Here is a 21088-nt window from a genome sequence, read left to right as displayed (position 1 = left end):
AACGGTGACGCAGGAGCAGTCGCAGGGCCCGTCGCTGGCGCGCGCCGGCGGCTCGATGGCCATCGCCACGATCGTCAGCCGCGCCTCCGGGCTGCTGTCCAAGCTGCTGCTGATCACGATCCTCGGCGTCGACGCGCTCAACGACTCCTACCAGGTCGCCACCACGCTGCCCACGATGATCAACGAGCTGCTGCTCGGCGGCGTGCTGACCAGCGTGGCGATCCCGCTGCTGGTGCGCGCCGAGAAGGAGGACGGCGACCGCGGCGAGTCCTACGCGCAGTGGATGATCACGATGTCCACGGTGATCCTCGGCGTCGGCACGATCATCGCCGTCGCCTGCGCGCCGCTGCTGACCGCGCTGTTCATCGACTCGCCCGAGGCCAAGCCCGAGCTGGTCACCGCGTTCGCCTACCTGGTGCTGCCGGGCATCGTGTTCTACGGGCTGTCCGCGCTGATCGGCGCGGTGCTCAACACCCGGCACGTGTTCGGCCTGCCCACGTGGGCGCCGGTGCTGAACAACCTCGTGGTGATCCTGACGCTGGTCGTCTACTGGCTGATGCCGGGCGAGATCTCGCTGGACCCCGTGCGGATGGGCGAGCCGAAGCTGCTGGTCCTGGGCCTGGGCACGATGCTCGGCGTGGCGTTGCAGGCGTCGGTGCTGGTGCCCGCGCTGCGCCGGACCGGGTTCCGGTTCCGGTGGCGGTGGGGCTGGGACCGGCGGCTGTCGGAGTTCGGCGGGCTGGCGTTCTGGGTGCTGCTGTACGTGGCGCTCGGCTTCGCCAGCATGGTCGTGCTGACGAAGGTCGCCACGCACCACGACGGCGCCATCACGGTCTACAACATGCAGTGGTTGATCGCCCAGGTGCCCTACGGGGTGCTCGGCGTGTCGCTGCTGACCGCGTTGATGCCGAAGATGAGCCGCGCGGCGGCGGCGCACGACACCGACGCGCTGGTCGGCGACCTGGCGTTCGGCAACCGGATGTCGTCGATCCTGCTGATGCCGTTCAGCGCGTTGATGACGGTGTCCGGCGTGTCGATCGGCCTGGCGCTGTTCGCCCACGGCCGGTCCGGCGTCGGTGGCGGCGAGGCGATCGGCACGGCGCTCGCGCTGTCGGCGTTCGGGCTGGTGCCGTACGCGATCACGTTGTTGCAGCTGAGGGTCTTCTACGCGTTGAAGGACGCCCGGACGCCCACGATCATCCAGGCGATCATCGTGGTGGTGCGGATCGGGCTGCTGTACGGGTTCCTGGCGATCTCGCCGCCGGACAAGCTGGCGGTCGGCGTGTCGATCGCGATGTCGCTGAGCTTCGTGGTCGGCGCCCTGGTCGGGCAGCTGTGGCTGCGGCTGCGGCTCGGCCGGCTGCGCACCGGTTACACAGCGTGGACGATCTGCCTCACGGTCGTGGCGTCCGCGATCGCGTTCGGAGCAGCGACCGGGCTCGCGTGGCTCGCCGTCCGGGTGGTGGGAATCGAGTCCCCCGTGGCGGGTGCCTGGGTCGAAGTGGTGATCCAGGCGGTCGTCGGGCTGCCGTTGAGCTTCCTGCTGCTGGCGCTGTTCCGGGTACCCGAAGTGAAGCCCGCGATCGGCAAGATCAGTCGTTTGGTGGGTCGGCGATGACACCTGTGACACCACGCGGTCACGTACCCTCGGCCCCGTGAGCAGCGGTCCGATCCAGAACGCCTCGCTGGTGCCCGGCGGGGTGATCGGCGACGGCCGGTACCGGCTGCTGGCCCGGTCCGGTGTGGACCGGCGGTGCGACGCGCACCTGTGGCGGGCCAGGGACGGGCAGCTCAACCGGGACGTGGCGCTGACCGTCCTGGTGGGCGACCCGGCCGACCACGCCGCCGCGGCGCGGGCCAAGCGGACCGCCGAACGCGCGATGCACGCCGCCAGCTTCACCCACCCGGGCGTTTCCCGGGTGATCGACGTGTTGACGCCGGGCGCCGGGATCAGGCTCGACGAGGGCATCCTCGGCGTGATCGTCGCCGAGTGGACCCAGGGCACCGACCTGCTGGACCTGGTCGCCGAAGGGCCGCTGCCCGCCGGCGCCGCGACGCGGCTGCTCGAGCCGCTGGGCGCGGCGATCGAGGGCGCGCACCACGCCGGTCTCGTGCTCGGCGCGGACCACCCGCAGCGCATCCGGGTGACGGCGGACGGCAGGCTGCGGCTCGCGTTCCCCGGACCCCGGCCGGACGCGATCGCCCGCGACGACGTCAAGGGCCTCGGCGCGATCCTGTACCTGCTGCTGACCGGCAAGTGGGCGCTGCCGAACGGTCCGGACGGCGTGCCCGCCGCGCCGACGGGCCCGGACGGCTCCGTGCTCGCGCCGAGCGCGCTGCACCCGTACGTGCCGCACGAACTGTCGTCGGTCGCCGTGCGCAGCCTGGAGGACACCAGCGTCGGCGGCATCCGGACCAGCGCGGCGATCCTGCAGGTGCTCGACCAGATCGCCCAGTCCGAGGCCCAGACCGCGCTGATCCAGCCGGTCCAGGAGGACGCGGCGGACGACGGCGCGGTGTGGACCACCCAACGGCCGGTCCGCGACAAGGACCGCAAGCGGAAGCTGATGATCAGCGTGGCCGTGCTCGCGGTCGCGACGCTCGCCGTGATCGTCTGGCTCGGCGTGCAGATCGTGAGCTTCTTCAGCGACGAGCCGACCGGCGGCGGAGGGCCGACCGTGGTGATCGGCCAGTCCACCACGCCGGGGCAGAGCGGCCAGCCCGCGCCGCCCGCGCCCCAGCCCGCCGGTCCCGTGCAGCCCGCGTCCATCGGCGTGTACGACGCGACCAACCAGCCCGACAACGCCAACCGGGCCAACCGCGCGGTCGACAACAACCCGACCACGGTGTGGCAGACGGAGAACTACTTCCAGCCGTTCCCGGCGCTCAAGCCGGGCATCGGGCTGATGGCGGGCTTCGCCGAACCGGTGAAGCTGTCGTCGGTGACGATCACGTCGCCGAGCGAGGGCACGGTGGTGGAGATCCGCGTCGCGGGCGCGCCGGGCGCGCCGCTGCCGGAGACGAAGGTCATCGCGACCGCGACCCTGTCGCCGGGGCAGACCCAGATCCAGCTCACCGACCACGACCCGACCCAGCACCTGCTGGTGTGGATCACGAAGCTCTCGGGCAGCGGCAAGAACAACCGCTCCGAGATCGCGGAGCTCGTCTACACCCGCGCGCAGTAGCCCTCAGGCGCGGGTCGCGTAGTCGCCCAGCGCCGGTTCCAGCAGGTCGAAGACGCGCCGTGCGGACCGCGCCACGGTGGCCGCGATGTGGTCGTTGTCGTGACCCTCGACGGTCAGCCGGAGCACCTCACCGAACAACAGCCGGTTCGCGCCGCCGAGCTGGGTGGCGGCGGCCCTCGGCGTGATGTCGTCGGGCTCGGCGCCGGTGGCCTCGGCGAGGGCGGCGGCCAGTGCCTCCTCGCGGGCCTCGTGCAGTTCGCGCAGGCGGGCGGTGAGGGTGGGGCTGTCGACGATCATCCGGGCGAACGGCAGGCCGGAGAACCCGATCACCGGGTCGTGCCGGGCCGCGGCCTGGAGGAACGCGGTGCGCAGCGCGGCCAGCGCCGACGCGCCGACCGCGCGTTCGACGACCGTGCGGGCGAGGCCGGCGGTGAACTCCTCGTGCTGGTCGAGGGCCAGGTCCTCCTTGCGCGCGAAGTAGTTCGTGACGGTCTTCTTGGCCACCCGCGCCGCGTCGGCGATGTCGGCGATGGTCGTCTCCTCGAACCCCCGCTCGATGAACAGCCGGGTGGCGTGGTCGGAGATCGCCTGCCGCGTCTCCTGCTTCTTCTGCTCGCGCAGGCCGGTGTTGGTGCTGGTCATGAGCCTAGCCTGGCAGAGTTTTACGTCGGGGGCAAACTTCCTCTTGACGTTTCGTACCACCGGGCTATAATTACACTCGTAGCAAGCACAACGGAGGAGACACCTTGCGACGAGAGCACCAGGGCCGCCGCCCGGTCCGGATCAACCACCAGCCGTTCGGCGGCAAGCACCAACCGACCAGGCCGACGCGGGCACCGGGCGTGCCGCGCCGCCGCTCGTACTGACCCGCGCACGACCCACACCCGAGGAGACCCGCTTGATCACCAAGTCCACGCTGTCGCTGAACGTCGACGACGTCACCGCGTCCAGCGACTTCTTCACCGCCCACTTCGGCTACACCGAGCAGATGGCCGCCGACGGGTTCGCGTCGCTGGCCCACGACGACGCGGTCGACCTCGTCCTGCTGCGCCGCGGCACCGAGGTGCTGCCCGAGGGCTTCCGCGACCAGCGCGCCGCCGGGCTGATCGTCGCCTTCACGGTCGCCGACCTGGCCGCGGAGCACGACCGGCTCCGCGCGGCGGGCGTCGGGATCACCATGCCGCTGCGCGAGGAACCGTGGGGTGAGCGCCTGTTCCAGGTGACCGACCCGAACGGCGTCATCGTCCAGCTCGTCGAATGGGTGAAGTTGTGACGCGCGGTCGCGGCGGGCGAGTGCCGGTACCCGAGGCACTCGCCCGTGCAGGTGAACGGAGCGGGGTTGCCCAGGCCCGATAGGCTCCCGGCGTGACCGCCGCAGCCAGCTCGGACGCAGACCTCATCACTGCGCACGCCGCCGGTGATCCGCACGCCTTCTCCGAGCTCGTGCGCAGGCACCGAGATCGCATGTGGGCCGTCGCGCTGCGCACGCTGCGCGACCCCGAGGAGGCCGCGGACGCGCTGCAGGAGGCGTTCATCTCCGCCTTCCGGGCAGCGGCCAGCTTCCGGGCCGAGTCCCAGGTCACGACCTGGCTGCACCGAATAGTCGTGAACGCCTGCCTGGACCGGATGCGCAGGCGACAAACCAGGCCGACCGTCCCCCTCCCCGAGGCAGGCCCCGGCGAGCCCGTGGCGCCCAGGGACGCGATGGCCGAGCGCGAGACCCGCCTGGTCGTCCAGGCCGCCCTCAACGAGCTGCCGGAAGAGCAGCGCGCCCCGATCGTGCTGGTCGACGTGGAGGGCTACTCGGTGGCCGAAACGGCGCAGCTGCTGGGCATCGCGGAGGGCACCGTGAAGTCGAGGTGCGCCCGCGGGCGTGCCAAGCTCGCCAAAGTTCTGGGACACCTCCGGAACCAGAGTGCAGATGCGAACGTCCCAATGAACGATGTGCAGGTGCAACAGGGACGTCAGTTGGAGGAACGATGACCGGCAATGCGCGGCGTTCAGGGCCGCCGTGGTCCGTCGACCTGCTGGCTGATCTGCACGCGGGGGCTCTGGACCCGCGGACCGAGGCCGAGTTGCGGCCACTGGTCGAGAACGACCCCGAGGCCCGCGAGATCCTCGCCGCCCTCGACGCGACGCTCGACGACCTGCACAACCTGCCGCCGATCCCCATGCCGCGCCACGTGGCCGAGCGGATCGACGCCGCCCTCGCCGAGGAGGCGCGCCCGGTCGCGCCGGTGGTCGACTTCGCGCAGGCCAAGGCCCGTCGCGCCAAGCGCCTCGGCTGGGGCGCGGGGCTGCTCGCGGCGGCCGCGGTCGCCGTCGGCGTCGCCGTGGTGACGCTGCCCGGGGACAACACCGCCGGTGACAACGTCGCGCAGCAGGACAAGACCACGAACGCGCCGGTCACGGGCAGCGCCGTGCCGCCCGGCAGCACCGACCGGATGCCCGCCGTGCGCGGCGAGAACTTCGGCCCGGTGTTCGGCGACGTGCTCAAGGCGCAGAACTACGGACCGCTGGAGAACCAGGAGCAGCTGGCCGACTGCCTGCGCGGGGCGAACATCACCGCGGGCAAGCCGCTCGGGGTCAGCCCCATCACGCTGGACGACAAGCCGGCCGTGATGGCGATCCTGCCCGCGGGCGCCCCCGGCGCGTACCGGATCGTGGTGGTCGACCCCCAGACCTGCGGCCCGGACAACCCCGACGGCGTCCTGGCGAACAGCACGATCGAGCCGTAGCCGGGCCGCGTAGCCCAACTCACCTCGACGGGGCGGAATTACCGCACCCTACGATCCGTTGTGCGAAGAGCCGGGCCGGGTGATCCGGGCCCGGGAGCGACTAACGGAGGTCGAGGGTGTCGGACGTTCGGAACCTGATCGTCGTGGGATCGGGGCCCGCCGGGTACACCGCGGCGGTCTACGCGGCGCGTGCCCAGCTCGAACCACTGGTGTTCGAGGGCTCGCAGTACGGCGGCGCGCTGATGACCACGACCGAAGTCGAGAACTACCCCGGTTTCCGCGACGGCATCATGGGCCCCGACCTCATGGAGCAGATGCGGGAGCAGGCGAAGCGCTTCGGCGCCGAGCTGCGCGCGGAGGACGTCGAGCAGCTCGAGCTCGACGGCCCGGTGAAGTACGTCACCGCGAACGGCAAGCGGTACGCCGCCCGTTCGGTGGTCCTCGCCATGGGCGCCGCAGCGCGCTACCTGCACGTTCCCGGTGAGCAGGAGCTGCTCGGCCGCGGCGTGTCGGCCTGCGCCACGTGCGACGGCTTCTTCTTCCGCGACCAGGACATCGCGGTGATCGGCGGCGGCGACTCGGCGATGGAGGAGGCGACGTTCCTCACCAAGTTCGCCCGGTCCGTCACGGTCATCCACCGCCGCGAGGAGTTCCGCGCCTCCAAGATCATGCTGGAGCGCGCGCGGGCCAACGAGAAGATCAAGTGGCTGCTGAACGCCGAGGTCGTCGAGGTGCTGGGCCAGGACGCGGGCTCCGTGTCCGGCGTGAAGACCCGCGACACCCGCACCGGTGAGGTGACCGAGCACCCGTTCACGGGCTTCTTCGTCGCCATCGGCCACGACCCCCGCAGCGAACTGGTCAAGGGCCAGGTCGAGCTGGACGGCGAGGGCTACGTCCAGGTCGTCGGCCGCACGACTCACACGAACGTGGACGGGGTGTTCGCCGCGGGCGACCTCGTCGACCACACCTACCGCCAGGCGATCACCGCCGCCGGGTCGGGCTGCGCCGCCGCGATCGACGCGGAGCGCTGGCTCGCCGAACACGGGACCACGGAGGCAGCCGTCACCGCCGAGCACGTCGGCGGCGGCTACGGCGAGCCCGTCTCCACCAGCTGAACCCACCTTTTCCGAGGGAGAAACACGACATGGCAGGCACCCCCGTGGTCACCTCCGACAAGACGTTCGTCGATGACGTCCTGACCAGCGACAAGCCAGTTCTGGTCGACTTCTGGGCGACCTGGTGCGGCCCGTGCAAGATGGTCGCCCCGGTGCTCGAGGAGATCGCCGCCGAGAACCCCGACAAGATCACCATCGCGAAGCTCGACATCGACGCCAACCCGTCGATCGCGCGGGACTACCAGATCATGTCGGTGCCGACGATGATCCTGTTCCAGAACGGCAAGCCGGTGAAGCAGATCGTCGGCGCCAAGCCGAAGGCCGCGCTGCTCAAGGACCTCTCCGACGTCCTCTGAGCGCAACCGATCAAGTGACCCGTCCGTCTTCAGAGGAGATGGGCGGGTCACTCGTTTGTGGACTCGCAACCACTCGCAGTAGCCCCGTCCGTGGCATCGGCGCGAGCAAGGCACAATAGGTCGTCAAGTTCGCGTCGACGGATGTCGGCGCCTTAGTGAGCGAGGGGTGCATGCTGCTACTCCGCCGCGGGGATTTCGGTCCGGACGTCGCCGAGGTCAGGGCAACGCTGACGAAGCTCGGTCTGCTGTCCGATCCGCAGCCGTCCCAGGTGTTCGACCTGCCGGTCGAGCACGCGGTGCGCGCGTTCCAGCAGCAGCGGGGTCTCATCACCGACGGTGTCGTCGGCCCCGCCACCTACCGCGCCCTGCGCGACGCGACGTACCGGCTCGGCGACCGCCCGCTCGCGTTCCTCATGGCGCAGCCGGTGACCGGTGACGACGTGTTCGCGTTGCAGGAGCGCCTGCTGGAGCTGGGTTACGACGCCGGCCGGGCCAACGGCGAGTTCGGTCACCAGACCGAGCTGGCGTTGCGGAGCTTCCAACGCGACTACGGCCTGATCGTCGACGGCATGTGCGGCCCCGACACGGTCCGCGCGCTGCGCCAGCTGCAGCCCAAGGTGCGCGGCGGCCGACCGGTGTTCCTGCGCGAGCAGGAGCGGGTCCGCCGGGCCGGGCCGAGGCTGTCCGGCAAGCGCATCATCATCGACCCCGGTCACGGCGGCGAGGACCGCGGTGTCGTGGTCGACGGCGTGTCCGAGGCCGACGTCATGCTCGACCTGGCCAGGCTGCTCGAGGGCAAGATGGCCGCCACCGGTATGGAGGCCCTGCTCACGCGGGGGCCGAACCACAACCCGGACGAGGGCGAACGGGCCCGGTTCGCCAACGAGGCGGGCGCCGACCTGATCCTGTCCCTGCACACCGACCGCAACTCCTCGCCCCTGGCCTCCGGCGTGGCGACGTTCCACTTCGGTACGGGCAACGGCACGTCGTCCACGGTCGGCGAGGCGCTGGCGGGGTTCATCCAGCGCGAGATCGTCGCGCGCACCGGCATGCTCGACTGCCGCACGCACCCGAAGACGTGGGACATGCTCCGGATGACCCGCTGCACGGCGGTCCGCGTCGAGGTCGGCTACCTGACCAACGCGGGCGACCGGCAGCGGCTGGCCAACCCGTCGTTCCGCGACGTGGTCGCCGAGGGCATCCTGGTCGCGGTGAAGCGCCTGTACCTGCTGGGCAAGGACGACCAGCCGACCGGCACGTTCACCATGGACGACCTGCTGCGGCACGAGGTGGCCACCGGCAAGCTCCGCTGACGTCAGGGTCCGCCGCCGTGACGGCGTGGACCTGATCCTCACCCGTGAGGACCGGGTGCGGTCGGCCGCGGAGGGCTCGGTCGCGGCGGCAGTCCGGGAGTGGCAGAGCACCGCCGCGATCCACGCGGACCCGACCCTCGCGGGTCGACTCTCCGGCCCGCTGAACGACGACTCCGGCCCCGTCCCCGCCCCTGCCGGGAGTTGACGGCGTGCCCGCGAAACGAGGGGTGATCGGGTCGCGCCGCCCGGCCGCCCCGGACACTGGGAAGCGCGCTTCGCCACGTCCGAGGCGGCCAAGGGCTGGGAAGAACTCCGCCAAGCCGCCCGATCGAACGTCCGGGAGGCGTGGATCGTGCTCGCCGGGCGACCGCTCGTTCAGCGGCAGTACGAGGTCACTGCCGGTGGGCGGATCTGGTTCTGCCCCGACCCGGACAGGTGCATCGTGTGGGTCGTGGCGGCCGGCACAGGGCACCCGAAGGCGACGGAGTAGCCGACTACCAGCCCGTCAGCACGTCCAGCACCTCGGCCACGGCGTCCTCGTCGTCCGCGCGGTTCTGGGCGCGCAGGTCCAGCATCAGGTCGGTCAGCTCGTCGACCAGCTGCTCGGCCGGGATGCCCTCGGCCTGCCACCCGTCGAGCAGTGTGCGAATCTTCACGAAGTCCCGCGAGCCCTCGATGATCGCGAGTACTTTGCCCTGGATCTCGACACCCACGTCCACGAGTCGATCTTATTGGCCGGCGCCGCCGGTGAGGAGCACGATGGAGTTCTACCGCCTCGAACCCGAGGTCGCCGGCGCGTTGGACGAAGGAACCGTGATCGACGCCGCGGCCCAGCCGCCGCGCATCGAGGCGGTGCACTACGAGATCACCGACTGGGCCGGCGACGACCTGATCGAGGCGTTCCCCGTCTACCTGGTCACCGACGACCTGGCCGACACGCTGGTCGACAGCGGGCTGGACGCGTTCCGCATCCGCCGCGCCACGGTGACCGTCTCGGACGAGGCGCAGGAGATGCTGGAGGGCAAGGAGCTGCCCACCTTCCACTGGCTGGAAGTGACCGGTCAGGCGGGCGTGGACGACGTCGGCGTCACCGACCAGGGCCAGCTCGTCGTCAGCGAGCAGGCGCTCGACCTGCTGCAGTCCGGCACGCTGGAGAACTGCGACGTCGACCGCTTCTAGCGGGCGGGCATCTCCCACGGGATGCTCGGCAGCACGTGGCCGGTCTCCAGCAGCGACTTCAGGTTCGACAGCACGGCCGCCCAGCCCGACGCCGCCTGCGCGCGCTCGGCCTCGTCGGCCAGGTCCGCGTGCGTCACGGTCAGCCGCACGATCTCGCCGTACACGTCGACCCGGAACGTCACCGTCGACGTCACGGCCGGCTCCGCCGGGTCGGCCCACGTCGTCACCAGCAGGCGCGGCGGGTCGGCCTCGACGACCTGGCCCACCACGTCGTCCACCTCCGACCCGTCCACGCGCCGGTGCGCCCACGCCGAGCCCACCTGCCAGTCCGAGACGTTGCGGTGGCCCCAGTACTGCGCCGTCACGTCCGCGTCCGTGAGGGCCTCCCACACCCGCTCAGGCGTGCTCTCGATGTACGTCACGTACACGAACTCCGGCTTCACCGGTTCCTCCGCTCGTCGTTTCACGTCGCTGAGCAGCCGCAACCGCGGCCGCTCGAACTTGTCGATCCACCGCTCCTGCACCTCGTGCAGCGGCACCGGGTTGAGGTAGTGCAACTTCTCCCGGCCGCGGCGGGTGGTGCTCACCAGGTTCGCCGCCTCCAGCACGGCCAGGTGCTGGGTGACGGACTGCCTGGTCATGCCCAGCCGGGCGCACAGCTCGCCGAGGGTCTGGCCGTTCTCCTCGTGCAGCCGGTCCAGCAGGTAGCGGCGGGTCTCGTCGGCCAGGGCCTTGAACACCTTGTCCACGCCGCACGTTATGCAGGCATTTACCTGCATGTCAACCCACGACGAAGAACCCGCAGGTCACCGCGGGTCTCACACAGGCTTGAAACTGGGCTCCGCGGGCGCGGCGGTCACCGTCACCGAGCTGAGCAGGCGCTCCAACGCCGCCTCCACGTCTTCCTTCCAGGACGACGCGCTGCGCAGCTCCAGCCGCAACCGCGGCCAGCGGGGGTGGGGGCGCACCGTCTTGAAGCCGACCTGCAACAGGAAGTCGGCGGGCGTGACGCAACTCGGCCCGTCGACCTCCGGCCGGTTGTCGCCGAACGCCTCGATCGCCTTCACGCCGCGACGCGTGAGGTCCTTGGCCACCGTCTGCACCAGCACCCGACCGAGACCGCCACCGCGGAACTCCGGCAGCACCTCGAGCCCGGTCATCAGCACCGCGTCGGGGCTGGCGGGGGAGGTGGGGAAGGCCAACGACCTCGGCACGGCCGCGGGGGGCGCATAGAACACGGACCCGGCGGGAATCCCGTCCAGGTAGATGATCCGACCGCAGGAACCCCACTCCAACAGCACGCTGGAGACCCAGGCCTCCTTCTCGAACTCGGTGTCCCCGAATTCCTCGGCCTGCTCCTTCAGATGGGGCGCGAGCTCCCAGAACACGCAGGTCCGACTGTGCTTGGAGAGGTGCTCCAGGTTGTCCAAGGTGACGCCAACGACACGACGCGACACCCCGACCTCCAAGCCCCCGAACAGATCCCCCCACGAGGATAGGCGGATGTGACCCCCGCCCGGAAGGCAGATGCCCCGAACGGGACGGCCGTTACACTCGGGCGGGAACAAACCCGCCGGTAACGCCCCACCTACGGAGTTTCCCGTGAACCTACCCGGATTGCCCCCTATGCAGGGAGCCAGAAGCCTCGACCCCCACCTGCGCCGGTACGCGGCGCGCACGGCGGGCATGACGGCATCGGAGATCCGGGCGCTCTTCGCGGTGGCGAGCAGGCCTGAGGTGGTGTCCCTGGCGGGTGGGATGCCGCACCTGGCAGCACTGCCGCTGGAGTCCCTCAGCGCGGAAGTGGCCGACGTCGTGGCCACCGAGGGACTCGTCGCGCTCCAGTACGGCAGCGCGCACGGCGTGCCCGAGCTGCGTGAGCAGATCTGCGACGTGATGGCGCTGGAGGGCATCAACGCCCACCCGGACGACGTCGTGGTGACCGTCGGCTCCCAGATGGGCCTGGACATGGTCACCCGCATCTTCTGCGACCCCGGTGACGTCGTGCTGGCCGAGGGCCCGTCCTACGTGGGGGCCCTGGGCTCCTTCGCCGCCTACCAGGCCCAGGTCGTCCACGTGGGCATGGACGCCGACGGCCTCATGCCCGAGGCCCTCCGCGAGGCCATCGCCTCGGTGGAGCGCTCCGGCCGCCGGATCAAGTTCCTCTACACGATCCCCAACTTCCACAACCCGGCCGGCGTCACGCTCGCCGTCCAGCGCCGTGCCGAGGTGCTCGACATCTGCCGCACGCACGGCATCCTCGTGGTGGAGGACAACCCGTACGGCCTGCTGGGCTTCGACGGCGTCACGTACCCGGCCCTGCGCGCGACCGACCCGGACAACGTCGTCTACCTGGGCTCGTTCTCCAAGACCTTCGCCGCGGGCCTCCGGGTCGGCTGGGTCCTGGCGCCGCACGCCGTCCGCGAGAAGCTCGTCCTGGCGGCCGAGTCGGCCACCCTCTGCCCCCCGACCCTGAACCAGCTGATCGTGTCGCGCTACCTCAAGACGCACGACTGGCAGGGTCAGATCAAGACCTACCGCGAGGCCTACCGGGAACGCCGTGACGCGGCGATCTCGTCACTCGAACAGCACATGCCGCTTGGTTCCACGTGGAACAAGCCGAACGGCGGCTTCTACGTCTGGGTGACCGTCCCCGAGGGCATCGACACCAAGGCCATGCTGCCCCGCGCCATCACGCAACGCGTGGCGTACGCCTCGGGGACCGGCTTCTACGCCGACGGCCTCGGCAGCCGCCAGCTCCGCATCTCGTACTGCTACCCGACGCCAGAACGCATCCGCGAGGGCGTGCGACGGCTCGCGAACGTCATCAAGGACGAGATCGAGCTGCACGAGACGTTCGGCCCGACCGTGGGCCGCGCCGTCTCCGGCCCGCACAGCCCCTCGCCCGACACCGCTTGATCAGGAGCACACGTTGTCCAACCGCTGGGTCGCAGTCCTGTCCGGGGGCCTTTCGCACGAGCGGGAGGTGTCCCTGCGATCCGGTCGCAGGCTGTCCGCCGCGCTGCGCTCGGTCGGCCTGGTCGTAGAGGAGTGGGACGCCGACGGCACCCTGCTCACCCGGCTGAAGGAGCACCGTCCCGACGCCGTCGTGGTGGCACTGCACGGCGGCGAGGGCGAGAACGGCTCCGTGCAGACCATCCTGGAGCTGATGGACGTCCCGTTCGTCGGCACGGACTCGCGCGCCTGCCGCCGTGCCTGGGACAAGCCGACCGCGAAGGGCGAACTGGCCCGCGCCGGCCTGGCCACCCCGGAGTGGGCCGTGCTGCCGCACGCCACGTTCCGCGAACTCGGCGCCCAACCCGTCCTGGACGCCATGGTCGACCGACTCGGCCTGCCACTGATGCTCAAGCCGGACCAAGGCGGCTCCGCCCTGGGCGCCCAGGTAGTGCGGGACGCGGCCGAACTCCCGACCGCCATGGTCGGCTGCCTGGCCTACGGCAACACCGTCCTGGCCGAACGCTTCGTGGAAGGCGTCGAAGTCGCCGTCTCGGTCGTCGACGGCCCGGACGGCCCCTACGCCCTCCCGCCGGTCGAGATCGTCCCGGAAAACGGCGTCTACGACTACACCGCCCGCTACACCGCCGGCCTGACCGACTTCCACGCCCCGGCACGCCTCGACGAGAAGGCCGCCCAAGCAGTCGGCGAACTGGCCGTCTCCGCCCACCGCCTCCTGGGCCTGCGCGACGTCTCCCGCACCGACGCCATCGTCGCCCCGGACGGCACCGTCAACTTCCTGGAAGTCAACGTCTCACCCGGCCTCACGGAGACCTCCCTCCTCCCGATGGCGGTGGAGGCCGCCGGCCAGTCCTTGGGCGACATCTACGCCAGCCTCATCGAGCGCGCAGTCACCCGTTAAACCCTCCAACCAACCACAACGGCCCGTGTCCAATTGGACACGGGCCGTCATCGTCACCGTGACAAAAGACCCCTGGGGATCCCTTACACCCCAAACGAATCCCATTTGTCCGTTTCCACCCAAGATCCAACCAACCCTCAAAAATCACCCCAGCGGACCCGCAGCGCACCCCACCGAGGCCCGATTTGACATGGGTTCGGGTGCTTTAGGCTGGTCGAAGCCGGCAGGCCTGGCGGGACGCTTTTCCCCGCCGGGCCTGCCGGCTTTGGCCTGCCTGGAGTGCCCGTACGGGCCCCATGTCAAATCGAGCCGGACCTGACCCGAGCAGCCGGACCTGAGCGTGACCACCGACCCGAACCCGCCCCGAGCAGTCACACCGACCCCGGCCTCACCTCAACCCGTCACACCGACCCAGGCCCCGACCGCTCCCTCTGCCCAGCCTCCGGCGACATGAGCTGAATGATCCGCTCCAGATCGTCGACGGACCCGAACTCCACCACGATCCGCCCCTTCCGCTGCCCCAACTCGACCTTCACCCGAGTGTCGAAGTTGTCCGACAACCGCTCCGCCAGCTCCTGCAACCCGGGCGCCTGCATCGGCTTGCGCCGCACGGCCTTCGCCTTGGCCGGCTCCGCGCCCTTGGCCAGCGTCACCGCTTCCTCGGTAGCCCGGACCGACATGCCCTCGGCGACGATCCGGGCAGCCAGCTCCTCCTGCACCCCTGGGTCCTCGACCCCCAACAACGCCCGGGCGTGCCCCGCCGACAGCACCCCGGCCGCCACCCGCCGCTGCACCGGCAGCGGCAGCTTCAGCAGCCGGATCGTGTTCGTCACCACCGGCCGGCTCCGGCCGATCCGGTCGGCCAGCTCCTCGTGCGTCACCCCGAACTCCTCCAGCAGCTGCTGGTAGGCGGACGCCTCTTCCAACGGGTTCAGCTGCACGCGGTGGATGTTCTCCAGCAGCGCGTCACGCAGCATCACGTCGTCGGCCGTGTGCCGGACGATCGCCGGGATCGTCTTCAACCCCGCCAGCTGGGTCGCCCGCCACCGCCGCTCGCCCATGACGAGCTCGTAGGTGTCGGTCCCGGTCGCCCGCACCACGATGGGCTGCATCAGCCCGAACTCGCGGATCGAGTGCTCCAGCTCCCGCAGCGCCTCTTCGTCGAACACCTGCCGCGGCTGCTTCGGGTTCGTTCGAATAGCCGTGACCGGCAGCTCCTGGTACACCGCGCCGGCCACCTCCCCGGTCGGGCCAGGGGAGGGCGCAGGGGTGGACGCCCCGTTGGACGACCCGTTCGCCGACCCGTTGGAACCCGACCGCGCCGGCGACGGCGACGGTGTGCCGGGCGGTGGGCCGCTCGGGATCAGGGCCGCGAGCCCGCGGCCGAGGCCACCCTTGCGCTGTTCCGTCATGCCGACCCCATCTCCGCGCCGAACTCGGCGATCTCCCGTGCCGCGTCGAGGTAGCTCATCGCGCCCCGTGAGCCGGGATCGTAGGTGAGCACCGTCTGACCGAATCCTGGTGCCTCGGAGACCTTCACGCTGCGCGGGATCACCGTTTTGAGGACCGTGTCGCCGAAGTGGCCGCGCACCTCGCTGGTCACCTGGTCGGCCAGCTTCGTGCGGCCGTCGTACATCGTCAGCAGGATCGTGGACACGTTGAGCGTCGGGTTCAGGTGCGCCTGCACCAGCTCGATGTTCCGCAGCAGCTGACCCAACCCCTCCAACGCGTAGTACTCGCACTGGATCGGGATCAGCACCTCCTGCGCGGCGACCATCGCGTTGACGGTCAGCAGGCCGAGCGACGGCGGGCAGTCGATGAACACGTAGTCCGGCTTGATGGAGTCCAGCGCCTCGGGGCTCAGCGCTTCCTTCAGCCGCGACTCGCGGGCGACCATCGAGACCAACTCGATCTCCGCGCCCGCCAGGTCGATCGTGGCCGGCACGCAGTACAGGTTGGGGGACTGGTTGCTGACCTGAGCCGCTTCGGCCACGGACAGCTCACCGATGAGCACCTCGTACACCGACGGCGTGCCGGAGCGGTGCTCGACGGCCAGCGCCGTGCTCGCGTTGCCCTGCGGGTCGAGGTCGATGACGAGCACCTTGAGACCGTGGATGGCGAGCGCGGCGGCCAGGTTCACCGTGCTCGTGGTCTTGCCGACGCCACCCTTCTGGTTGGCGACCACCATGACCCGGCGCCGGTCCGGACGGGGGAGTTGGAGGGAGTCGGGGTGCAGGACGCGGGTGGCGCGTGCCGCTTCTTCCGCGATGGGGGTCCACACGGTGCTGTCTCCTGCCGGTTCCACGTTGTTTGCCAAGTTCGACTCGGATGCGGGACGGAGCACTTCACCCGCGCCCACCACGCCTTCGGGTTCGGTTTCACGTGAAACACCGGCCGCTTGGAACACCGGTTGCAGGGGGTCGGGGTACACGTTCACCGATCCTTCCTTCTGCGACGCGCGCCTTCACGGCGGCTCGCCTGCTCATCGCGCTCCACGAGCACGACCGTCGTCGGCAGTTCGAGTACTTCACCACCGCAGGTGATGACGCGCGGTCGGATCCCTCCGGCCCGGCGCACCGCCTCGGCGTCGCGTTCCAGTTCTTCCGCGGCGCTCTCGCCCTTGAGAGCGACCAGACGTCCACCCGGCCGGAGCAGCGGCAGGCACCACCGCGTCAGCCGTTCCAGCGGGGCCACCGCGCGCGCCGTCACGACGTCGCTGTCACCCAACTGCTCCCGCACCGGCGGCTCCTCGGCCCGGCCACGCACCACGGCGACGTTCAGCCCGAGCGCGTCGACGCACTCGGTCAGCCACGCCACCCGCCGTGCCATCGGCTCCAGGAGCGTCAGCTCCAGGTCCGGCCGCGCGATCGCCAGGGGGATCCCCGGCAGGCCCGCGCCCGAGCCCACGTCCACGACGCGCGAGCCCTGGGGCAGCAACTCCGCCACGACGGCCGAGTTGAGGATGTGCCGCTCCCAGAGCCGGTCGACCTCCCGCGGGCCGATGAGCCCGCGTTCGACGCCGTGCTCGGTGAGCAGTGCCGTGAAGGCGACCGCCTTGTCGTAGTGGTCACCGAAGACCTTCTTCGCGCGGTCTTCCACCTCTGCGGCCATGTCTCCGTCCGGGACGTTTCACGTGAAACCACACCAGACGCCGGCGGCGGCCGGGTGTGGGCGATGGGGTGGGCGTCTCGCCAAGGAGGCGATGAGCCCCACGAGATGTGCCGGTCCCCACTATGACGGATCACCCCGGCGACACGCCAAATCCGAGTCGCGTTTCACGTGAAACTTTCAATCCGACCGTCCTTGGGGAGCACCCGGAGGAGCTCCAACGCGTAGTCGACCGACTCGACGTGATCCAACCCCGGCACTTCCTCGAGCGGGAACCACGCCGCCTGGTCCGTGCTCCCGCCGACCTCGAACGTCAGCTCGCCGCCGACGACGTGCGCCTCGTACATGATCCGGATGCGGTGGTAGTCCAAGTCGACCCCGTCCCGCGCCAGCGGACCGTGGACGTTCTGGATGCCGAGCAGCCGGTCCACCTCCGCCCGGTAGCCGGTCTCCTCGAACACCTCGCGGACCACCGCGTCGTACGGGTCCTCACCGTGGTCGAGCCCGCCGCCGGGCAGGATCCACATCGGCCGGTCCGGTCCGAGCCAGCGGGAGAGGAGCAGCCGGCCGTCTTCGATGATCACGGCGTAGGCGGCGACGCGGAGCTTGCGGATGTTCCCAGTCATGCCGCGACCGTTTCACGTGAAACACGACGAGGGGAAGAGACAGGGATGTACAAGATCAGACCGGGGGTGCTGAGCACGATGGGTCACCCCTACGGCCTCCAGCACATCGCCGACCTCGCGGCGGCCGGCGTGGAGGTGATCGTGTGCGCGCTCACCGAGACGGAGCTGGCCGAGCTCGACCTGACCGACGAACCCGAGGCCGCCCGCGACGCCGGCATCGCCTTCCACTGGCTGCCGATCCCGGACTTCGGCATCCCCGCCACCACTCCGGACCTCGACCCCGTGCTCCGCGACATGCGCGCGGGCCGGCACGTCGTCGTCCACTGCTGGGGCGGGATCGGCCGCTCCTCGTTGCTCGCCGGCGCGCTCCTCGTCATGGACGGCGCGTCACCGGAAGCGGCGTGGCAGGCGATCTCCGAGGCGCGCGGCCGGGACGTGCCCGAGACCGACGAGCAGCGCGCGTGGCTGACCACCTTCGCCCAAGCCCGGTTCTGGGACGCCCAGGCCGCGACGTTCGACGAGGACGCCGACCACGGACTGCGCGACCCGTCCGTCCGTCAGGCGTGGGCCGACGTGCTCCTCCCACGGCTCCCACCCGCTCCCGCCGCGGTGGTCGACCTCGGGTGCGGCACGGGCAGCCTCACCGCGTTGCTCGCCGAGGCCGGCCACCACGCGAGCGGCCTCGACCTCTCCGAACGGATGCTCTCGGCGGCCCGCGCCAAGGCTCCCGGCGTCGACTTCCGCCAGGGCGACGCGGCCGACCCGCCGTACCCGCCGGGCAGCTTCGACGTCGTGCTGGCCCGGCACGTCCTCTGGGCGCTGCCCGACCCGGCCGCCGCACTCGACCGGTGGCGCGCGCTCCTCAAGCCGAACGGCCGCCTGATCCTGATCGAGGGCCGCTGGTCCACCGGCGCCGGCCTCACCGCCGCCGAGTGCGTGGCGCTGCTGGGGGAGGGCAACGTCCACCCGCTCACGGACCCGACCCTCTGGGGCCGGGAGATCACCGACGAGCGCTACCTGATCGAGTCTTCTTAACCCCACCCACCGACCGCCCACCCACGAGAACGACCCCGGTCCCACCAGGGGACCGGGGCCGTTCGGCCAAACCGCTTCGAGCACCCGCTCAGGGCTTCGGCAGCACCACCACGCGGCGCTGGGGCTCCTCGCCCTCGCTCTCGCTGTGCACGCCCGCCACGGCGGCGACGGCGTCGTGCACGACCTTCCGCTCGAACGGGGTCATCGGGTGCAGCCGCACCTTCTCACCCGTCGCCACCACCTTCTCCGCCGTGGTCCGGCCGAGGTCGGCGAGTTCGGCACGTCGTCCGGCGCGCCACCCGGCGATGTCGAGCATGAGGCGGCTGCGCACACCCGTCTCCTGCTGCACCGCGAGCCGGGTCAGCTCCTGCAACGACTCCAGGACCGTGCCGCGGGGACCGACCAGCTTCTCCAGGTCGTCACCGCCGTCGATGCTCACGATCGCCCGACCCGCCTCGACGTCGAGGTCGATGTCGCCGTCGTAGTCGAGCAGGTCCAACAGCCGCTCGAGGTAGTCCCCGGCGATGTCGCCCTCCTGGACGAGCAGGTCCTCCGAACTCCCCGAGCGCGCCGGCGGAGCCTTGTCGGCCTCCGGTGCGTCCACGTCGGCCGCCTGCAACGTCTCCGACACGATGTCTCCTCTCCAGGGTCAACGACGCTTCTTGTTGCCCTGCTTCTTGCCTGGGGATCGGTCTGGGCTCAGACCGGGAACCTCGGTGGACGGCTTCGCGGTCGGCGTCGACTCGCTCGCGTCCGGGGTGGCCTTGGCCTCGGAGGCAGCACCGGAGGCGGGCTGGGCGCCCGCGGGCTTGCGCTGCGGCTGCGGCTTCTGGCCGGGCTTGGGCTTGGTCGCGGGCTTCACGCCCGGCTTCGGCGCGAGCGCCGACCGCTGCGCGGTGGCCTCGACCTTCTTCGCCTCTTCCTCGCGGTCGATGCGGTGGTACACGACGTACTGCTGGCCCAGCGTCCACGCGTTGTTGCTCAGCCAGTAGAGCAGGATCGCGACGGGGAAGAAGAGACCACCGACGAGCACGCCGAGCGGGAAGATGTAGAGCGTCAGCTTGTTCATGATCGCGGTCTGCGGGTTGTCCGCCGCCGCCTGCGTCTGCCGGGCCACCGAGTGCCGCGCGGTGAAGTGCGTCGCGATCGAGGCGATGATCATCAACGGGATCGAGACCAGCAGCACCGCGTTGCGGCTGGTGGCGAACTGCTCCAGCTCCTGGGCCGGCATCGTGATGAAGGTCGACAGGTTCGCGCCGAACAGCTTCGCGTTGACGAACGACTCCACGCCCTGCGCGTCGAAGAAGTAGACCTCGCCCCAGCCGGGCCGGAACGAGCGCAGCACGTGGAACAGGCCGATGAAGACCGGGATCTGCACCAGCATCGGCAGGCAGCCGCCCAGCGGGTTGACGCCGTGCTCCGACTGGAGCTTCTGCATCTCCTGCGCCTGGCGCTGCTTGTCGTTCGCGTACTTCTTCTTGATCTTCTGCAGCTCGGGCGCGAACTCCTGCATCTTGCGCATCGAGCGGACCTGGCCGACGAACGGCTTGAACAGGATCGCGCGCAGCGTGAAGACGAGGAACACCACGGCCAGGGCCCACGCGAACCCGCTCGACTCGCCGAAGATGTGGCCGAACACCCAGTGCCAACACCACAGGATGAAGGACACCGGGTAGTAGATGAAGTTGAGCACTAGCTACTCCTCGGCAGGAAGGTCGGGGACCGCGTTTCGCCTCGGCGGAACCGGGTCCAGGCCACCAGGGTGCCAGGGTCCGCAGCGACCCAGCCGGCGCAGGGTCAGCCAGGATCCGCGCAACGCACCGTGGACGGTCAACGCCTCCACCGCGTACGCACTGCAACTCGGGTGGAAACGGCAGGTCGGGGGCAGTGCCGGTGAGATGAACTTCCGGTAGAAGCGCACCGGTAGCAGCAGCACCCGCACGACGGGGCTCACCTGGACGGTCGTCATCGCAGCACCTTGTGCAGCGCCGCGTCGAGGTCACGGCCGAGCTCGGCGCTGTCCGCATCGGCTGACGGTGCCAACGCGCGCACGACCAGTGAAGTTCCGGGCGGCAGCACGTCGAGCCGGTCCCGGACCACGTGCCGGAGCTTGCGGCTCACGCGGTGCCGGACCACGGAGTTGCCCACGGCCTTGCTCACGACGAAGCCCACCTTGGACGGGTCCAAGGTGGGCTGCGCCGACGTCAGGACGTGCACCACCAGCCGGGACCGGCCGGCCCGGCGGCCTCGGCGGACCACCAGGCCGAAGTCCTGGCTGCGGGTCAGCCGATTGGCCGCGGGTAGCACGGCGCTGCGGCGATCAGGCGGACAGCTGCTTGCGGCCCTTGCCACGGCGCGCGGCCAGGATGGCGCGACCGGCGCGGGTGCGCATGCGCAGCCGGAACCCGTGGGTCTTGGCACGGCGGCGGTTGTTGGGCTGGAAGGTGCGCTTACCCTTGCTCACGGTCGGACTCCCGGTGCTTAACTGCCAAGCAGGTCTGTGGTTGTCCCCAGCGATCAAGCCTTAGGCGCGCGAAAAGCACCCCACGCAAGCGG

The 21088-nt window shown here is 70.5% G+C and carries 26 protein-coding genes; 13 read left to right on the top strand and 13 right to left on the bottom strand.

All coding sequences use genetic code 11. The features are described 5' to 3' along the window. Positions 1 to 4 precede the first annotated feature (4 nt). Positions 5 to 1618, top strand: coding sequence for a murein biosynthesis integral membrane protein MurJ (murJ, locus tag ACZ7GX_RS00970; protein ID WP_498771400.1), 1614 nt, complete (start codon positions 5 to 7; stop codon positions 1616 to 1618). A 37-nt stretch (positions 1619 to 1655) separates the two neighbouring features. After that, a complete protein-coding gene (locus tag ACZ7GX_RS00965) occupies positions 1656 to 3185 on the top strand; it encodes a protein kinase family protein (protein ID WP_498771398.1) in 1530 nt (509 codons plus the stop codon). Between the two features lie 3 nt (positions 3186 to 3188). Here the strand turns inward: ACZ7GX_RS00965 and ACZ7GX_RS00960 are convergent, their stop codons facing one another. Beyond that, positions 3189 to 3827, bottom strand: coding sequence for a TetR/AcrR family transcriptional regulator (locus tag ACZ7GX_RS00960; RefSeq protein WP_498771396.1), 639 nt, complete (start codon positions 3825 to 3827; stop codon positions 3189 to 3191). A gap of 256 nt (positions 3828 to 4083) precedes the next feature. On the opposite strand from ACZ7GX_RS00960, the gene ACZ7GX_RS00955 reads away from it, so the two are divergent. The 7 genes from ACZ7GX_RS00955 to ACZ7GX_RS00925 all read left to right on the top strand — a co-directional run bounded on the left by ACZ7GX_RS00955 (position 4084) and on the right by ACZ7GX_RS00925 (position 8912). Continuing rightward, positions 4084 to 4458, top strand: coding sequence for a VOC family protein (locus ACZ7GX_RS00955; protein WP_498771394.1), 375 nt, complete (start codon positions 4084 to 4086; stop codon positions 4456 to 4458). Positions 4459 to 4550: 92 nt separating this feature from the next. Next, a complete protein-coding gene (sigM, locus tag ACZ7GX_RS00950; protein ID WP_053714533.1) occupies positions 4551 to 5168 on the top strand; it encodes an RNA polymerase sigma factor SigM in 618 nt (205 codons plus the stop codon). Beyond that, entirely contained in the window at positions 5165 to 5923 is a 759-nt protein-coding gene (locus ACZ7GX_RS00945) for an RsmA family anti-sigma factor (RefSeq protein WP_498771392.1), read from the top strand. Before sigM ends, ACZ7GX_RS00945 begins: the two co-directional genes overlap by 4 nt. 116 nt (positions 5924 to 6039) lie before the next feature. Continuing rightward, a complete protein-coding gene (gene trxB / locus ACZ7GX_RS00940) occupies positions 6040 to 7038 on the top strand; it encodes a thioredoxin-disulfide reductase (RefSeq protein WP_498771390.1) in 999 nt (332 codons plus the stop codon). 29 nt (positions 7039 to 7067) lie between these two features. Continuing rightward, the gene (gene trxA, locus ACZ7GX_RS00935) at positions 7068 to 7394 is read left to right on the top strand and encodes a thioredoxin (protein ID WP_498771388.1); all 327 of its coding nucleotides are present in this window, start codon (positions 7068 to 7070) and stop codon (positions 7392 to 7394) included. A gap of 170 nt (positions 7395 to 7564) precedes the next feature. Continuing rightward, a complete protein-coding gene (locus ACZ7GX_RS00930) occupies positions 7565 to 8707 on the top strand; it encodes an N-acetylmuramoyl-L-alanine amidase (protein ID WP_498771386.1) in 1143 nt (380 codons plus the stop codon). Between the two features lie 25 nt (positions 8708 to 8732). Then, entirely contained in the window at positions 8733 to 8912 is a 180-nt protein-coding gene (locus ACZ7GX_RS00925) for a hypothetical protein (RefSeq protein WP_498771384.1), read from the top strand. 289 nt (positions 8913 to 9201) lie between these two features. Here ACZ7GX_RS00925 and ACZ7GX_RS00920 read toward each other — a convergent pair whose 3' ends face one another. Then, on the bottom strand, positions 9202 to 9426 hold the full coding sequence (locus tag ACZ7GX_RS00920) for a hypothetical protein (RefSeq protein WP_230569500.1): 225 nt from the start codon (positions 9424 to 9426) through the stop codon (positions 9202 to 9204). A 40-nt stretch (positions 9427 to 9466) separates the two neighbouring features. Here ACZ7GX_RS00920 and ACZ7GX_RS00915 point away from each other — a divergent pair, with 40 nt between their 5' ends. After that, entirely contained in the window at positions 9467 to 9886 is a 420-nt protein-coding gene (locus tag ACZ7GX_RS00915) for a hypothetical protein (RefSeq protein WP_498771382.1), read from the top strand. Here ACZ7GX_RS00915 and ACZ7GX_RS00910 read toward each other — a convergent pair. Next, positions 9883 to 10635: an ArsR/SmtB family transcription factor gene (locus ACZ7GX_RS00910; RefSeq protein WP_498771380.1), complete on the bottom strand. Its 753-nt coding sequence runs from the start codon at positions 10633 to 10635 to the stop codon at positions 9883 to 9885. The genes ACZ7GX_RS00915 and ACZ7GX_RS00910 overlap by 4 nt on opposite strands. A gap of 69 nt (positions 10636 to 10704) precedes the next feature. Next, positions 10705 to 11343 (bottom strand): GNAT family N-acetyltransferase, encoded by a 639-nt coding sequence (locus tag ACZ7GX_RS00905; RefSeq protein ID WP_498771378.1) that lies wholly within the window; start codon positions 11341 to 11343, stop codon positions 10705 to 10707. 169 nt (positions 11344 to 11512) lie between these two features. Here ACZ7GX_RS00905 and ACZ7GX_RS00900 point away from each other — a divergent pair, with 169 nt between their 5' ends. Together ACZ7GX_RS00900 and ACZ7GX_RS00895 are read left to right on the top strand one after the other, a co-directional pair. Then, positions 11513 to 12805, top strand: a complete 1293-nt coding sequence (locus ACZ7GX_RS00900; RefSeq protein ID WP_230569496.1) for an aminotransferase-like domain-containing protein — start codon at positions 11513 to 11515, stop codon at positions 12803 to 12805. A 13-nt stretch (positions 12806 to 12818) separates the two neighbouring features. Beyond that, on the top strand, positions 12819 to 13763 hold the full coding sequence (locus ACZ7GX_RS00895; protein WP_498771375.1) for a D-alanine--D-alanine ligase family protein: 945 nt from the start codon (positions 12819 to 12821) through the stop codon (positions 13761 to 13763). A gap of 401 nt (positions 13764 to 14164) precedes the next feature. Here the strand turns inward: ACZ7GX_RS00895 and ACZ7GX_RS00890 are convergent, their stop codons facing one another. The 4 genes from ACZ7GX_RS00890 to ACZ7GX_RS00875 all read right to left on the bottom strand — a co-directional run bounded on the left by ACZ7GX_RS00890 (position 14165) and on the right by ACZ7GX_RS00875 (position 17497). Continuing rightward, positions 14165 to 15175, bottom strand: a complete 1011-nt coding sequence (locus ACZ7GX_RS00890; protein ID WP_498771373.1) for a ParB/RepB/Spo0J family partition protein — start codon at positions 15173 to 15175, stop codon at positions 14165 to 14167. Continuing rightward, entirely contained in the window at positions 15172 to 16068 is an 897-nt protein-coding gene (locus ACZ7GX_RS00885) for a ParA family protein (RefSeq protein WP_170185177.1), read from the bottom strand. The genes ACZ7GX_RS00890 and ACZ7GX_RS00885 overlap by 4 nt, the downstream gene beginning before the upstream one ends. A gap of 128 nt (positions 16069 to 16196) precedes the next feature. Beyond that, positions 16197 to 16874, bottom strand: a complete 678-nt coding sequence (gene rsmG, locus ACZ7GX_RS00880) for a 16S rRNA (guanine(527)-N(7))-methyltransferase RsmG (protein ID WP_498771371.1) — start codon at positions 16872 to 16874, stop codon at positions 16197 to 16199. A gap of 164 nt (positions 16875 to 17038) precedes the next feature. Then, positions 17039 to 17497 (bottom strand): NUDIX domain-containing protein, encoded by a 459-nt coding sequence (locus ACZ7GX_RS00875; RefSeq protein WP_498771369.1) that lies wholly within the window; start codon positions 17495 to 17497, stop codon positions 17039 to 17041. Positions 17498 to 17542: 45 nt separating this feature from the next. Here ACZ7GX_RS00875 and ACZ7GX_RS00870 point away from each other — a divergent pair, with 45 nt between their 5' ends. Continuing rightward, positions 17543 to 18532, top strand: coding sequence for a methyltransferase domain-containing protein (locus ACZ7GX_RS00870; RefSeq protein ID WP_498771367.1), 990 nt, complete (start codon positions 17543 to 17545; stop codon positions 18530 to 18532). An 88-nt stretch (positions 18533 to 18620) separates the two neighbouring features. Here the strand turns inward: ACZ7GX_RS00870 and ACZ7GX_RS00865 are convergent, their stop codons facing one another. From ACZ7GX_RS00865 to rpmH, 5 genes are read right to left on the bottom strand one after another with little or no spacing between them, the layout of a single operon-like run. Continuing rightward, positions 18621 to 19163, bottom strand: coding sequence for a Jag family protein (locus ACZ7GX_RS00865; RefSeq protein ID WP_498771365.1), 543 nt, complete (start codon positions 19161 to 19163; stop codon positions 18621 to 18623). Between the two features lie 18 nt (positions 19164 to 19181). Then, positions 19182 to 20225: a membrane protein insertase YidC gene (gene yidC, locus ACZ7GX_RS00860; protein ID WP_498771363.1), complete on the bottom strand. Its 1044-nt coding sequence runs from the start codon at positions 20223 to 20225 to the stop codon at positions 19182 to 19184. Between the two features lie 3 nt (positions 20226 to 20228). Next, positions 20229 to 20501 (bottom strand): membrane protein insertion efficiency factor YidD, encoded by a 273-nt coding sequence (gene yidD / locus ACZ7GX_RS00855; protein ID WP_230569489.1) that lies wholly within the window; start codon positions 20499 to 20501, stop codon positions 20229 to 20231. Beyond that, positions 20498 to 20839, bottom strand: a complete 342-nt coding sequence (gene rnpA, locus ACZ7GX_RS00850) for a ribonuclease P protein component (RefSeq protein ID WP_230569488.1) — start codon at positions 20837 to 20839, stop codon at positions 20498 to 20500. Before rnpA ends, yidD begins: the two co-directional genes overlap by 4 nt. 13 nt (positions 20840 to 20852) lie before the next feature. Continuing rightward, positions 20853 to 20996, bottom strand: a complete 144-nt coding sequence (gene rpmH / locus ACZ7GX_RS00845; protein WP_073897783.1) for a 50S ribosomal protein L34 — start codon at positions 20994 to 20996, stop codon at positions 20853 to 20855. Between the last annotated feature and the right edge of the window lie 92 nt (positions 20997 to 21088).

This window comes from Actinosynnema sp. NPDC037264, from assembly GCF_055603705.1.
The sequence above is the reverse complement of the archived record's forward strand: the minus strand, read 5'-3'. Positions and strand labels throughout refer to the sequence as shown.